Here is a 13,925-nt window from a genome sequence, read left to right as displayed (position 1 = left end):
CCGCGCGCCGTACTCCCGCACGGCGGGATGCTGAGCGCGAAATCGGGGCGGCCGGTCTGTGTACGGGCCGCCCCGAGTGGGTTCATTCCTGGTTCCCAGCGCACCGCTCGGCGGCCGCGCCCCCACCTTCCGGTCGGCGCTGCGGCCGCCGGGGAGGTGGGGCCGGACTCACTCCGCGATCTCGGTGCGGTCGCACCACTCGTACACGCGCAGCCGCCCTTCAGGCGTGTCCTGCTCCCGCTGACTGACCTTGAAGTGCTCGTATCCGCCGCGGAACGGCACCTTCAATTCCACGCCGGGTGGGGTGATCGGGACGATGCGCGAGGGCAGATCGTGCGGCCCGCCTTCGAGGACTGCTTTTGCGCCTTTGCTCATCCTGGGATGGTAGAAGCGCGAAGGTCCTGATCGTGGCATATTTCATGGCACGGTGAGTACCAATTTGCCGACGGTTCGCCCGGTCTGGCCGAGCGCGTGCGCCTCGGCTGCCGCGGACAGCGGGAACGACCGGGCGACCGCCGGGCGCAACGCGCCGGATTCGACGAGTCCGGCGAGAGCGAGCATGCCCGCGTGATCGTGCTCCACCAGCATCCGGATCGCGCGCACGCCCAGCGCCTCCGCCTCGACTGCCAAGTCGACCGCGCCGAAGGCCCGCAACGTCACCAGCAGTCCGCCTGGACGCAGGGTGCGCAGGGACCGGATGCTGTTGTCGTCGTCGATCGAGTCCAGCACCACGTCGACGTCGCGGACCGCCTCGGCGACGTCGGTGTCGCGATAGTCGATCACCTCGTCGGCGCCGATATCGCGCAGGAACGCGTGGTTCGGCGCGCTGGCGGTGCCGATGACGTACGCCCCGCGCGCTTTGGCGATCTGAACCGCGAAGTGGCCGACGCCGCCCGCTGCCGCATGGATCAGTACGCGTTGCCCGGGGCTGATCCCGGCGGTGTCGACCAGCGCCTGCCAGGCGGTGAGCGCGGCGAGCGGGATCGCCGCCGCCTGTGTGTGGTCGAGCGCGGCCGGTTTGGGGGCGAAGGCGCGGGCGGGGCCGACGACGTATTCGGCGCAGGAACCGTGGCCGTACGGGTAAGGGAGCATGCCGAACACCTCGTCGCCGGGACGGAACAGGGTGACGCCGATGCCGGTGGCCGCGACCTGGCCGGAGACGTCCCAGCCGAGGACGAACGGCGGCTCGGGAAGGAACAGTCCCGCGGTGGCGCGGTGGCGCCAGTCGGTCGGGTTGAGCCCGGCCGCGCGGACCCGGACCAGGATCTGGCCGGGGCCGGCCACCGGCTGCGGCAGTTTCACTTCGGTGAGCACCTCGGGTCCGCCGAGGGTCTGCTGGCTGATCGCGCGCATGGTCGCGGTGCTGTCGATTTCGGTCACGGCTGTCAGCCTGCCGGTATCCGACGGCAAAGAAAATGGCACGATTGCCATTCTTCGATATGATCATGCCATGGATTCGACGGCGCCTCATCGAGTGGTGGTGTTGGCGCTGGCGGGGGTCTACCCCTTCGAACTCGGTATCCCGAATCGGGTGTTCGGCAGTGCGGCAGGTAGATACGAGGTGATCACCTGCTCGGTCGACGGTCGTCCGGTGCGCAGCGCCGCCGATTTCGACATCGCGGTGGCCCACGACAGCCGCGCCTTGCGGAACGCGGACACCGTGGTGCTGCCCGCCTGCGACATCACGACGGCTCTCACCGGCACGCTGCCGCAGCCGGTGCTCGACGCGTTCGCGCTGATTCCGGCGGGGGCCAGGATCGTCGCGATCTGCACCGGTGCCTTCATCGCCGCGGCCGCAGGGCTGCTCGATGATCGACCGGCCACGACGCACTGGAATCAGGCCGGTCTGTTCCGGCGCACCTTCCCGCGGGTCCGCCTCGACCCGGACGTGCTCTATGTCGATGACGGGGACGTCCTCACGTCGGCGGGCGCCGCGGCAGGACTGGACGTCTGCCTGCATCTGGTGCGGCGCGATCACGGCAGCGCTGTCGCGAACGCGGTCGCGCGCCGTTGCGTCGTTCCCCCGTGGCGCGACGGCGGCCAAGCGCAATACATCGAGCAACCCGTGCCGCCCGAGACGTCGGCTGGGACCGCCGCGGTCCGGCAATGGGCCCTGGAGAACCTGCGCCATCCGCTGACCGTCGATGAACTGGCAGCCCGCGCCCGGATGAGTAAACGAACCTTCGCCCGGCGCTTCCGTGACGAGGTCGGCATGAGCCCGGGACGGTGGCTGATCCAGCAGCGGGTCTTCCGCGCCAGGCACCTGCTGGAAACCACCGACCTGACCGTCGATCGCATCGCGGGCGAGGTCGGCTTCGCCACCGGGACTTCGTTGCGTCAACATCTGGCCGACGCGATCGGCGTGTCACCGCAGGCTTATCGGCGTACGTTCCGTGCACGAGCAGGCGCCGCGGCGAGCTGAACGCCGGTGCGCCGACCGGTTCAGTCGGCGGCCGTGACGGGCAGACCCACGCGGCCTGCGATCCACGGCAGCGACGAGGTGAACGCTGCCGAAGCGAACTGCCAGGTGTGGCCGCCCTGGGTGGTGTAGACGGTGCAATCGATGCCGACCGCGCGTCCCGCGGCGCAGAGTTTGTCGGCGGCTCCGACCTCACCGGAATCGGGTATCCCGTCGCGGCCGCCGAGGCCCGCGCGGTCGTCGTCTGGAACGGGCGCGCGCCTCGTCCCCCCGCCGGAGCGTTGTGCGGGGACGAGGTCGTCGAACAGGCCGGCGACGCCGCTATAGGGACCGTGCGCGGCCATGACGGTCAGCGGGTCGAACGCGGCCCATGCGGCGGAGTCACCGCCGAAGAGCCGGGCGATGGTCTGCTCCTTGGTGCCGGACGACGGCCCGAGGTCACCGGCGATGTCGACGAAGGTGTGGACCAGATCGGGGTGCATGACCGCGAGGTCCACCGCGCAGGTGCCGCCCATGGACCAGCCGACCACCGCCCAATTCGCGGGATCGGCCGCGGCGCCGAAACGCGATTCGACATAGGCGGGCACGTCCTCGGTCAGATGGTCGGCGGCGTCGCCGCGAGGGCCGTCGACGCATTCGGTGTCGTTGTTGAAGCTGCCGCTGGAGTCGACGAAGACGAGGATCGGCGCGCGTCCGCCGTTGGCCTTGGTGAAGCTGTCCAGGGCGGGCATGATCTGGCCACTGCGGATCCAGTCCGCCGGCGTGTTGAACTCGCCGCCGATCATCATTACCACCGGCAGAGCGGGCGGGGTCGGTCCGGCGAACCACGCGGGTGGCAGGTAGACGTATTCGGTGCGATGCGGGAATCCGCTGCCCGCGTCGGGAATGCGCACCGGCACCAGTTTGCCGTCGGTAACGGCGGTGTTCCGCAGGCCGGGCAACGCCGAGAGGTCGGTTTCGTGCGGGAGCGGACCCGCGGTGACCGCGCCCCAGGCGGCCTGCACGGTGGGGTAGTAGCCGACCCACTGGTTCAGCACGATTCCGGTGCTCACCAGGGTCAGCGGGATGGCGAGGACCGCGATCCCGCGCCGCCACCAGCGTGCGCCCGGCCAGCCGACGACCGCGACGGCGCTGGCGACGGCGGTCGCGCCGACCCACGCCCACAATCGGGTGGGCGCCGGATCGGAGGCCAATCCCTCGTCGGCCACGTACCACGCGGCGCCCAGCGATCCCGCGACGCCGAGCGCCACGCAAACCGGCAGCTGGATCAGCCACCACTGTCTGCCGCGCCGAGCGACGGCGAGCAGCACGACCACCGCGGCGAGGAGCGCGACGGTCACCGGCAGCCAGCCGTGCAGCAGTGAGATCCCGTGGTGGAAGGTGTGCTGCTGGTTCGAGGCCGGACTCGCCGGGGGAACCTGCGGTGGCGCCGGAGACGTGGGCGCGGCGAGTATCGGCACGTCCGGCATTGTGCAGGCGGTTGCTCGAGAGACGCTGTGAATCGGCTCAGGTCCTCCTGTGCGACCGGCCCGAAATGTTGTCGTGCCGTCCGGGGTGCGCGAGGAGAATGCGAGCATGGTCGAACTGGTGCTGGTGCGCGGCGACATCACCGAACAGGAGGTCGACGCGGTGGTCAACGCGGCGAATTCGTCGCTGCTCGGCGGCGGGGGAGTGGACGGAGCGATCCACCGGCGCGGCGGCCCGGAAATCCTGGCGGAATGCCGCCGATTGCGGGCGTCCCACTACGGCGCGGGACTTGCCACCGGAGCGGCGGTGGCCACCACGGCGGGTCGGCTTCCCGCGCGGTGGGTCATCCACACCGTCGGGCCGGTGTGGTCGGACGTCGAGGACCGCTCCGCTCTGCTGGCCTCCTGTTATCGCGAATCCCTGCGTGTGGCGGACGAATTGGGGGCGCGCACGGTCGCCTTCCCGGCGATCTCGACCGGGATCTTCGGCTGGCCGATGGACGACGGGGCGCGAATCGCTGTCGACACGGTTCGTACGACCGAGACGGCGGTATCGGAGGCGCGATTCGTTCTCTTCGACGAACGGGCTCACGGTGCGTTCGCGCGGCAGGTCTGCGGGACTTGAGACCTCCTGCGCCGGCAGCCGCCGTGTCGTCACGGGTACGACAGGTCCGCAGCACCGGTGGGCCGAACTTGTCGGTCCCCGCTGACATAGTCGGCGTGTGTCGTTCAGTACTCGCATCGAAATCCGGGTCTCCGACCTGGATCCCCAGTTGCACGTCACCGGCGCGGCCTACCACCAATTCGCCGATCACGCCCGTTTCGCCTGTGTTCAGGCGGCGGGCGTGTCGGTGGACGAGCTGATCGCCTCCGGGCTCGGGCCGGTCAACTTGGAGACCGTGCTCCGCTTCCAGCGCGAACTCCGCGGTGGCGACACCGTGGACGTCTCGTGCGCCTGGCAGTGGGGAGACGGCAAGACCTATCGTGTCGAGCACGTCCTGACCCGCGCCGACGGCGTGGTGGCCGCGACGGTGACCAATGTCAGTGGCTTGCTCGATCTGGCGGCGCGGCGCCTCGTGGCCGATCCTGCGCGGCAGTGGGCGGCACGCGCGAACCGTCCGGAGTTGCTGGGGTTGCCGGGCGCCGCGCGGGAAGCGGCGGTTGTCGGCGAATAGCCCGGGGCTGTGTCGCTGGACGGCGAAAGGCGAAGCCTCCGCTAGACTCTCGAACAGTTGTTCGTGTCTGCGAGAGGGGTTGTCGTGCGGGTGATGGGCGTCGACCCCGGACTCACTCGCTGCGGCCTCAGCATCGTGGAGGGCGGATCGGGGCGGAAGGTCACCGCCGTGGACGTCGATGTGGTCCGCACTCCCGGCGATATGGATCTGGCGCAGCGCCTGCTCGCGGTCGCGGACGCAGCCGAACGCTGGATGGACATCCACGAGCCGGGGGCCGTCGCCATCGAACGCGTCTTCGCTCAGCACAATGTCCGTACCGCCATGGGCACCGCGCAGGCGGGCGGCGTGATCGCGCTGGCCGCCGCGCGCCGGGGAATCCCGGTCGCGTTCCACACACCCAGCGAGGTGAAGGCCGCGGTGACCGGCAACGGCACCGCGGACAAGAGGCAGGTGACCGCCATGGTCACCCGTATCCTCGGGCTGCCGTCCGCGCCGAAACCGGCGGACGCGGCGGATGCGCTGGCGCTGGCGATCTGCCATTGTTGGCGAGCGCCGCTGCTGGAGCGGATGGCGGCGGCGGAGGCCAAGGCGGCCGCGGCGCAGCGCCGATACCGGGAGCGGCTGGCCGAACAACGGAAGGCGGTGCACGGGTGATCGCGTCGGTACGCGGTGAAGTGCTGGAAATCGCCCTCGACCACACGGTGATCGAGGCGGCAGGCGTCGGCTACCGGCTCAATGCCACTCCGTCCACCCTGGCCGGGCTCACCCGAGGCGAGGAAACCCGGCTCTACACCGCGATGATCGTCCGCGAGGACTCGATGACCCTCTACGGTTTCGCCGACACCGAGGCCCGCGACCTGTTCGGCCTGTTGCAGACCGTTTCGGGCGTCGGGCCTCGCCTGGCCATGGCGGTGCTGGCCGTACTCGAACCCGAAGCGCTGCGCAAAGCGCTGGCCGAGAGCAACGTGGCGGCACTGACCCGGGTCCCCGGCATCGGCAAGCGCGGCGCCGAGCGCATGGTGGTGGAACTGCGCGACAAGGTGAATCTCGTTCCCGTGCCTGCCGGCCCGCCCGGATCCGCGCCCGCCGCGGTGGTCACCCCCGTGCGTGACCAGGTCACCGAAGCGCTCGTCGGCCTCGGTTTCGCCGTCAGACAGGCCGAACAGGCGATCGACGCGGTGCTGGCGGAACAGCCCGCCGCCGACACCTCCGCCGCCCTCCGGGCGGCGCTCGGCCTGCTCGGCAAGAACCGGTAAGGCGTCATGGATCATCCTGAGGAACCCACCGAATCGCAGGTCAGCGCAAACTATCTGAAGTCCGACGGCGAGATCGAGGCGAGTCTGCGCCCGAAGTCGCTGGACGACTTCATCGGGCAACCCCGTGTCCGCGAACAGCTCGCGCTGGTGTTGCGCGGCGCCAAACAGCGCGGCGGCACACCGGATCACGTCCTGCTGTCCGGGCCGCCGGGTCTGGGCAAGACCAGCATGGCGATGATCATCGCGGCCGAGCTCGGCACCGCGCTGCGGATCACGTCGGGTCCCGCGCTGGAGCGGGCCGGAGACCTCGCCGCCATGCTCAGCAACCTGGTCGAGGGCGACGTACTGTTCATCGACGAGATCCACCGGATGGCGCGCCCCGCCGAGGAGATGCTCTACCTGGCGATGGAGGACTTCCGGGTGGACGTCGTCGTCGGCAAGGGGCCGGGGGCGACCTCCATTCCCCTGGATATCGCACCGTTCACCCTGGTCGGGGCCACCACCAGATCCGGAGCGCTGACCGGTCCGCTGCGCGACCGTTTCGGTTTCACCGGGCACATGGACTTCTACGAACCCGGCGAATTGCTGCGCATCTTGCAACGGTCGGCACACATCCTCGGTGTCGTCATCGAGGAGGAGGCGGCAGCCGAGATCGCGGGCCGCTCACGCGGCACGCCCCGTATCGCCAATCGCTTGCTGCGCCGTGTGCGCGACTACGCGGAGGTGCGTGCCGACGGCCGGATCACCCGCCCCATCGCCCAGGCCGCGCTGGAGGTCTACGACGTGGACGTGCTCGGTCTCGACCGGCTCGACCGCGCGGTGCTCGGCGCGCTCGTGCGCAGTTTCGGCGGTGGCCCGGTGGGGGTGTCCACCTTGGCTGTGGCGGTCGGGGAGGAGGCCGCGACCGTGGAAGAGGTCTGCGAACCGTTCCTGGTTCGCGCGGGCATGGTCGCGCGCACACCCCGCGGCCGGGTCGCCACCGCCGCCGCGTGGGAGCATCTCGGTCTCGTTCCGCCGCCCGACCTGGTGTTCGGTTCCATCGAAGTGCGCGGTCGCGAGCCGCACCCCACGCTCGACCTGTTCGAATGAGCCGCGCGCTCGGGTGATCGCCGCCGCGGTGGCGGGTCAGCGGCGATGGCGCAGGGCGGCGGCGACCAAGTCGCGGAAAGCGTCGACCTCGTCGCGCTGGTAGCCGCGAGTGCCGAGGCGGGCCTCGGTGAAGCGGACGGCCTCGACGTCGGTGAGGGTGAGGCTGCCCGGCCCGCCGTGCGCGAGGGTCGCGGCGACCAGATCGAGGAACGCGCCGACCTCTTCCTCGTTGTATCCGCGCCTGCCCACCGGGGCCTGGCTGAATCGCATGCGCTGCACATCGTCGAAGGTGAGCATGGCGTGGCCGTTGCCGTTCGCGGCGGGCACCGGACGGACGCCGCGCTGCCGGAACTCCAGTTCCGCGCGCAGTTGGTCGAGATACTCGTCGACCTGGTCGGCGCGGTAGCCGCGCTGGCCGAGCCGGGGCGCGCCGAAACCGACATGCCGCAGATCGTCGGCGGCGAGAACGCCGTGCCCGGCCAGCGTCGCGGCGACGAGTTCGAGGAAGGCATCCACCTCATCCGCGTGATAGCCGCGATGCCCGAGCGTCGGGGTCGCGAAACGGGTGCGGCGCACGTCCTCCGGAGTCACGGGCGACATTCTGTCAGGCTCGGCGCGTCCGGCCGATCGGAAGGGAAACTTCGCGATTCCCTGGCCTTTTGCGAACAAGGGCCGTCCCCCTGGCGAAAGCGTCGGATCAGTGCGCCTCACCCTAGCGCCGGTGGCGGTGTCAGGGGGATTGCCGAGGTGCTCAGTCCTTGCGCACGCCGTCCACGAGCAGGCGGCGGATCGCCTGGTTCAGCCCCGCGATCGCGGCCTCGTCGGGTTCGCGCAGTGAGTAGACGATGCCCCCGATCAGCATGCCGGTCACCGCGCGCGCGGTGTTCGACGTGTCCAGGTCGGCGCGCAGGTAGCCCTGCTCGACACCGTGGTCGAGATAGCCCGCGGTCAGCGCGTCGGCGGTGTCGAGCAATCCGTACAGCCGCTGGGTGAGTTCGTCATCGATGCCGGTGGCGTGGAACAGCAACAGCTGGGCGACCCGGCGATCGGTCAGCAGGATTTCGGTGAGGGCCACCCCGATCCGGTCGATCTGGGCGCGGTATTCGTCGAGGGTGGCGGCGGCGTCCGGGGCGTTCTCGGTGCCGAGGGCGGCGATGATGCGCGCGGCGAGGTCATCGATGACGTGGTCGATGATCTCGCGCTTGTTGCTGAAGTAGCGGTAGAAGGTGCCGTGACCGATGCCGAGCTGGCCCGCGATGTCGGCGATGCCGGTGGCGTGATAGCCCTTCTCCGCGAAACAGACGAAGGCGGTGTCGATGATCTCTTGGCGCAGTTCGGCTTTCCGTCGCTCGGCACGCGTGGATGGCTTCGTCACCTTCCCGATGATACAGTCATCACAAACGGAATGATGTGTCATTCCGTGATATGTGGTTCAGCTAGCAGGAGGTTCGGTGTGGCGCCTCAATACGACGCGGTCGTGGTCGGTGCGGGGTTCGGCGGTATGGGGGCCGGTATTCAGCTCGATCGGCTCGGCCTGAGCAATTACGTCATCCTCGAACGCGAGGACGACCTGGGCGGCACCTGGCACGTCAACCACTATCCGGGTCTCGCGGTCGACATCGCCTCGGTCACCTACTCCTACTCGTTCGAGCCGAATCCGCACTGGTCGCGGCTGTTCGCGCCGGGCGAGGAGCTGAAGAAGTACGCCGCGCACGTCGCCGACAAGTACGGCCTGCGCCGGCGCATGCGCTTCGGCACCGTCGTCGACGGCGCGCGCTGGGACGAAGAGCGGCAACACTGGGTGGTCTCGATCGCGGGCGGGGAAACCGTCACGGGCCGATACCTGCTGACGGCGACGGGATTCCTGTCCCAGCCCTATACTCCGCCGTTCCCCGGCATCGACTCGTTCGCGGGCAAGATCATCCACACCACCGCCTGGGAGGACGACTTCGACCTCACCGGACGCACGGCCGCGATCATCGGCACCGGCGCCACCGCCGTGCAGCTGGTGCCCGAGGTGGCCAAGAAGGCGCGGGCGCTCACGGTGTTCCAGCGCACCCCGATCTGGGTGGTGCCGAAGGTCGACACCGCGATTCCCGCCCCGGTGCGCAAGCTGTTCGAACGGGTTCCCGCCACGCAGAAGGCCGCGCGGCTGGTCAACACCAGCCTGCTGGAGGCGCTGATGTTGGTCGGGGTGCTGCACTTCAAGCAGGCCAAGCTGCTGAACAAGGGGGCGGGAGCGCTGGCCAAGGCGCACCTGCGGGCGTCCGTGCGCGACAAGGAGACGCGCAGGCAGCTGACACCGCACTACGATTTCGGGTGCAAGCGGCCGACCTTCTCCAACCACTACTTCACCACGTTCAACCAGCCGCACGTGCGCCTGGAGACGAATTCGATCGACCACATCGAGCCGGACGGCATCGTGACCGCCGGCGGGCACAAGACCGAGATCGACACCCTGATCCTGGCCACCGGCTTCAATCTGTGGGACGTGAACTTCCCGGCCATCGAGATCATCGGCCGGGACGGGGTGAACCTCGGAAAGTTCTGGCGGGACAACCGTTTCCAAGCCTACGAGGGCATCACTGTGCCGAAGTTCCCCAACTTCCTCAGCCTCAACAGCCCGTACTCCTACAGCGGCCTGTCCTACTTCACCACCATCGAAGCCCAGATGAAGCACATGGGCAGATTGTTCGGCGAGTTGCGCCGCAGGGGCGAGACCACCTTCGAGGTCAGCGAGCAGGCCAACGCCGCGTTCCTGGACCGGGTGACCGACAAGCTGGGCTCCTCGGTCTTCTACGGCGGCGACTGCGCCACCGCGCGCAGCTACTACTTCAACCAGCACGGTGAGGCCGCCCTGCTGCGGCCCACCAGCACACTGAACGCCCATCGCGAAGCGGTCGCCTTCCCGCTGGAGGACTACGTCTACGGCAAGACCGCCTGACACCGTTACCTCGGCTCGCCCGCCGGAGCGTGTCCCGGCGGGCGAGCCGGTGTGCGATCTGGGCCGTTGTAGCTGCCCAGCGGGCGTGCGGGTGTGGCACCCGCGCAGCGAACTGGCAGACTGTGTGGGTACTTGCCCATCCCACCCACGACACTAGGGACTGACTTCGACGATGGAACTGCTGTTTCCGCTGCTACTGGTAGCCCTGCTCGTGCCGATGTTCCTCGGTGTCCGCCGTCAGAAGCGGGAAGCCGAGAAGGTCACCCAGATGCAGGACAGCCTGAAGATCGGCGATCAGGTCGTCACCACGTCGGGTCTGTACGGCACCGTGGTCGAACTCGACGACACCACGGTCGACCTCGAGATCGCCGAGGACGTGGTCACCACGTGGCTGCGCCAGGCCATCCGTGAGGTGCGCACCGACGACCAGGTGAGCACCGAGGAGACCGGCTCGGAGACCACCGGCTCGGACACCACCGAGGCCGTCGAGGAATCCGCCGAGCAGACCGAGACCCGCCTGACCAAGGACTGATCGTTCCGGTTGTGCCCCGGCTCGCCGGATGTCGCCGCGGCCGTCCGTCCGCGCACCCGGCGGCGCTGGTGCACGTCCGCATGTTCCATCCTCGACTTCCCGCCTAGGAGATGACGTACTGTGCCACCTTCCCAGGGATCGGCGCACCCGCTGCGGCTGCTCGGTGTCTATGCCGCGCTGCTGGCCGTGATCTATGCGCTGGTGTTCTTCACCGGTGACAAGTCCCCGACACCCAAGCTCGGTATCGACCTGCAGGGCGGCACCCGCGTCACGCTGTCCGCGCGCACGCCGGACGGCAGCAAGCCGAGCCAGGACAGCCTGAAGAAGGCGCAGGACATCATCGAGAACCGGGTCAACGGCCTCGGTGTCGGCGGATCCGAGGTCGTCATCGACGGCGACAATATCGTGATCACCGTGCCCGGCGACGACGGGCAGCAGGCGCGCGCGCTGGCGACCACGGCCAAGCTCTACATCCGTCCCGTGCTGCAGGCCGTGCCCGCGGCGGGACGCGGAGCGACCCCGCAGACCGCGCCGGGCACCCAGCCCGCGCCCGCCGCGCAGCCGACGACGCCGGAGACCACGCAGCCCGCCGCGCCGGAGACCACCGAGCCCGCGCCCGCCCCGCAGCAGCGCGTGTTCCCCGCTCAGCAGCCGACGCAGCCACCCACGAATCCCGGTCTGGAGCCCACCGAAGAGTCGACCAAGGAGATCCAGGCGGCCAAGGCCCTGCGCCAGAGCACCGACCAGTCGGTGCAGCAGGCCGCGCTGGCCACCATGGACTGTGGAAAGGCCGATCCGCTCGCGGGCAACGACGACCCGGCCCTTCCGCTGGTGACCTGCTCGACCGACGGCACCGAGGTCTTCCTGCTGGACAAGAGCCGCATCGACGGCCAGGAGATCAAGGACGCCACCTCGGGCCTGAACCAGCAGCAGGCCAGGCACGAGGTCTACTTGGACTTCAAGTCCGGCGGCAGTGACGCGTGGGCGTCGCTCACCGGTGAGTACGTCTACAAGCGGGTCGCGTTCGTGCTCGACTCGAAGGTGGTCAGCGCACCAGTCGTGCAGCAGGGCCCGCAGCAGGGTGGCCGCACCCAGATCTCCGGCAACTTCACCGCGACGTCGGCGAAGGAACTGGCGAACACGCTGAAGTACGGCTCGCTGCCGCTGTCGTTCCAGACCTCGGAAGCCGAGACGGTGTCCGCCACGCTCGGCCTGTCCTCGCTGAAAGCGGGCCTGCTCGCCGGCGCGGTCGGCCTGCTGGTGGTGCTGCTGTACTGCCTCCTGTACTACCGGATGCTCGGATTCGTCACCGGTCTGTCGCTGGTGGCATCGGGATTCGCGGTGTACGGCATCATGGTGCTGCTCGGGCGCTGGATCGGGTTCACGCTCGACCTCGCGGGCATCGCCGGTCTGATCATCGGTATCGGTATGACCGCCGACTCGTTCGTGGTGTTCTTCGAGCGCATCAAGGACGAGATGCGCGAGGGCCGCAGCTTCCGTTCCGCCGCTCCGCGCGGCTGGCAGCGTGCCCGCCGGACCATCCTGTCCGGCAACGCGGTCAGCTTCATCGCCGCGGCGGTGCTCTACATCCTGGCCGTCGGACAGGTCAAGGGCTTCGCGTTCACCCTCGGTCTCACCACGATCCTCGACGTGGTCGTGGTGTTCCTGGTCACCTCGCCGCTGGTGCTGCTCGCTTCGCGGACGGCGTTCTGGTCCAAGCCGTCGGTGAACGGCCTCGGCGCGATCCAGCAGGTCGCCCGCGAGCGGAAGGCGGCCGAGGCCGCACTCGGGAAGGCGTGAGGACGATGACCAACAGCCACACCACCCCGTCGCTCGACAAGACGAGCGCCACCGAGATCACCGACGTGTTCGCGGCGGTCGGCGACGCGCAGACCCCCAAGCACGGCTTCTTCAACCGCCTCTACACCGGCACCGGCGCGATCGACGTGATCGGCAAACGCCGGATGTGGTACATCATCACCGCCGCGATCGTGCTCGTCTCGCTGGGCAGCATCATCTTCCGCGGCTTCAACTTCGGCATCGACTTCGAGGGCGGTTCGCGCATCCAGTTCCCGGCGGGGAACGCGACCACCAGCGCGGTGGAGGATGTCTACCGCGGCGCGATCGGCACCGACCCGGTCTCGGTGCAGACCGTCGGCGCGGGCGGATCGGCCACCATGCTGATCCGGTCCGAGGCGCTGAACCAGAAGCAGGTCGAGGCGCTCAACAGCGCGCTGTTCGCCGAGTTCCAGCCGAAGGACAAGTCCGGCAACCCGAGCCGGGCCGCGATCAGCACCTCCGACGTCAGCGAGACCTGGGGCAGCCAGATCACGCGCAAGGCGATCATCGCGCTCGCGGTGTTCCTCGTGCTCGTCGCGGGCTATATCGCGATCCGCTACGAGGCGCACATGGCCATCGCGGCGCTGGCGGCGCTGGCCTTCGACGTCACGGTCACCGCGGGCGTGTACTCACTGGTCGGGTTCGAGGTCACCCCGGCGACCGTGATCGGCATCCTGACCATTCTCGGCTTCTCGCTCTACGACTCCGTCGTCGTGTTCGACAAGGTGGAGGAGAACACCCACGGTATCCTGCACCTGACTCGGCGCACCTACGGCGAACAGGCCAACCTCGCGGTGAACCAGACGCTCATGCGCTCGATCAACACCGCCTTGATCGGCATCCTGCCGATCGTCGGGCTGATGGTGATCGCGGTGTGGATGCTGGGCGTCGGCACCCTGAAGGATTTGGCGCTGGTACAGCTGGTGGGTCTGCTGGTCGGCACGTACTCCTCGATCTTCTTCGCTACTCCGCTGCTGGTCTCGATCAAGGAACGCTGGGGGCCCGTGGCGGCGCACACGAAGAAGGTTCTGGCCAAGCGGGCCGGCGCGGCGAGCGCCCGTGCGGGCGTCGCGGCGGAGCGCCGCGCGAGCGTGGCAGCCGGGCGGGACTACGAAGAGGCGCCGCGCAAGCAGCGCGCGGCCGGGCAGGCGCCGCGACCCGGCGCGCGCCCGAGCGGCAAACGGCACAAGAGGCGGAACTGACAC

Annotated in this window: 15 protein-coding genes; 10 read left to right on the top strand and 5 right to left on the bottom strand. The window is 69.2% G+C overall.

All coding sequences use genetic code 11. The features are described 5' to 3' along the window. Window positions 1-168 precede the first annotated feature (168 nt). Together ACL03I_RS14335 and ACL03I_RS14330 are read right to left on the bottom strand one after the other, a co-directional pair. The gene (locus tag ACL03I_RS14335) at window positions 169-375 is read right to left on the bottom strand and encodes a DUF5988 family protein (RefSeq protein WP_355070461.1); all 207 of its coding nucleotides are present in this window, start codon (window positions 373-375) and stop codon (window positions 169-171) included. A 42-nt stretch (window positions 376-417) separates the two neighbouring features. Next, complete coding sequence (locus ACL03I_RS14330) at window positions 418-1,353, bottom strand: NADP-dependent oxidoreductase (protein ID WP_412806187.1); 936 nt, start codon at window positions 1,351-1,353, stop codon at window positions 418-420. A gap of 97 nt (window positions 1,354-1,450) precedes the next feature. Between ACL03I_RS14330 and ACL03I_RS14325 the strand changes: the two genes are divergently transcribed. Next, entirely contained in the window at window positions 1,451-2,422 is a 972-nt protein-coding gene (locus tag ACL03I_RS14325; RefSeq protein WP_355070462.1) for a GlxA family transcriptional regulator, read from the top strand. A 20-nt stretch (window positions 2,423-2,442) separates the two neighbouring features. Here ACL03I_RS14325 and ACL03I_RS14320 read toward each other — a convergent pair whose 3' ends face one another. Continuing rightward, window positions 2,443-3,879: an alpha/beta hydrolase gene (locus ACL03I_RS14320; RefSeq protein ID WP_412806177.1), complete on the bottom strand. Its 1,437-nt coding sequence runs from the start codon at window positions 3,877-3,879 to the stop codon at window positions 2,443-2,445. A 115-nt stretch (window positions 3,880-3,994) separates the two neighbouring features. On the opposite strand from ACL03I_RS14320, the gene ACL03I_RS14315 reads away from it, so the two are divergent. The 5 genes from ACL03I_RS14315 to ruvB all read left to right on the top strand — a co-directional run bounded on the left by ACL03I_RS14315 (window position 3,995) and on the right by ruvB (window position 7,405). Continuing rightward, window positions 3,995-4,510 (top strand): O-acetyl-ADP-ribose deacetylase, encoded by a 516-nt coding sequence (locus tag ACL03I_RS14315; RefSeq protein ID WP_355070464.1) that lies wholly within the window; start codon window positions 3,995-3,997, stop codon window positions 4,508-4,510. A 97-nt stretch (window positions 4,511-4,607) separates the two neighbouring features. Continuing rightward, window positions 4,608-5,060: an acyl-CoA thioesterase gene (locus tag ACL03I_RS14310; RefSeq protein WP_355070466.1), complete on the top strand. Its 453-nt coding sequence runs from the start codon at window positions 4,608-4,610 to the stop codon at window positions 5,058-5,060. Window positions 5,061-5,144: 84 nt separating this feature from the next. Further along, window positions 5,145-5,714 carry a crossover junction endodeoxyribonuclease RuvC gene (gene ruvC, locus ACL03I_RS14305; protein WP_355071042.1) on the top strand — a complete coding sequence of 190 codons (570 nt, stop codon included), beginning with the start codon at window positions 5,145-5,147 and terminating at the stop codon, window positions 5,712-5,714. Further along, window positions 5,711-6,316, top strand: coding sequence for a Holliday junction branch migration protein RuvA (gene ruvA, locus ACL03I_RS14300; protein ID WP_412806176.1), 606 nt, complete (start codon window positions 5,711-5,713; stop codon window positions 6,314-6,316). The genes ruvC and ruvA overlap by 4 nt, the downstream gene beginning before the upstream one ends. Window positions 6,317-6,322: 6 nt before the next feature. Then, complete coding sequence (gene ruvB / locus ACL03I_RS14295; RefSeq protein WP_364425919.1) at window positions 6,323-7,405, top strand: Holliday junction branch migration DNA helicase RuvB; 1,083 nt, start codon at window positions 6,323-6,325, stop codon at window positions 7,403-7,405. A gap of 36 nt (window positions 7,406-7,441) precedes the next feature. Here ruvB and ACL03I_RS14290 read toward each other — a convergent pair whose 3' ends face one another. Further along, the gene (locus ACL03I_RS14290; protein ID WP_355070472.1) at window positions 7,442-8,005 is read right to left on the bottom strand and encodes a DivIVA domain-containing protein; all 564 of its coding nucleotides are present in this window, start codon (window positions 8,003-8,005) and stop codon (window positions 7,442-7,444) included. Between the two features lie 151 nt (window positions 8,006-8,156). Beyond that, complete coding sequence (locus ACL03I_RS14285) at window positions 8,157-8,822, bottom strand: TetR/AcrR family transcriptional regulator (RefSeq protein ID WP_355070474.1); 666 nt, start codon at window positions 8,820-8,822, stop codon at window positions 8,157-8,159. A 36-nt stretch (window positions 8,823-8,858) separates the two neighbouring features. On the opposite strand from ACL03I_RS14285, the gene ACL03I_RS14280 reads away from it, so the two are divergent. The 4 genes from ACL03I_RS14280 to secF all read left to right on the top strand — a co-directional run bounded on the left by ACL03I_RS14280 (window position 8,859) and on the right by secF (window position 13,922). Continuing rightward, complete coding sequence (locus tag ACL03I_RS14280) at window positions 8,859-10,349, top strand: flavin-containing monooxygenase (protein ID WP_412806175.1); 1,491 nt, start codon at window positions 8,859-8,861, stop codon at window positions 10,347-10,349. Between the two features lie 172 nt (window positions 10,350-10,521). After that, window positions 10,522-10,881: a preprotein translocase subunit YajC gene (gene yajC, locus ACL03I_RS14275; protein ID WP_355070478.1), complete on the top strand. Its 360-nt coding sequence runs from the start codon at window positions 10,522-10,524 to the stop codon at window positions 10,879-10,881. Between the two features lie 120 nt (window positions 10,882-11,001). After that, window positions 11,002-12,681, top strand: a complete 1,680-nt coding sequence (secD, locus tag ACL03I_RS14270; RefSeq protein WP_355070480.1) for a protein translocase subunit SecD — start codon at window positions 11,002-11,004, stop codon at window positions 12,679-12,681. Between the two features lie 5 nt (window positions 12,682-12,686). Further along, window positions 12,687-13,922: a protein translocase subunit SecF gene (secF, locus tag ACL03I_RS14265; RefSeq protein ID WP_355070482.1), complete on the top strand. Its 1,236-nt coding sequence runs from the start codon at window positions 12,687-12,689 to the stop codon at window positions 13,920-13,922. The last annotated feature ends 3 nt before the right edge of the window (window positions 13,923-13,925 follow it).

The sequence above is a fragment of the Nocardia sichangensis genome, from assembly GCF_047200615.1.
Taxonomy (GTDB): Bacteria; Actinomycetota; Actinomycetes; order Mycobacteriales; family Mycobacteriaceae; genus Nocardia; species Nocardia sichangensis.
Note: the sequence above shows the minus strand (reverse complement) of the source record. Positions and strands in the feature narration are given on the sequence as shown.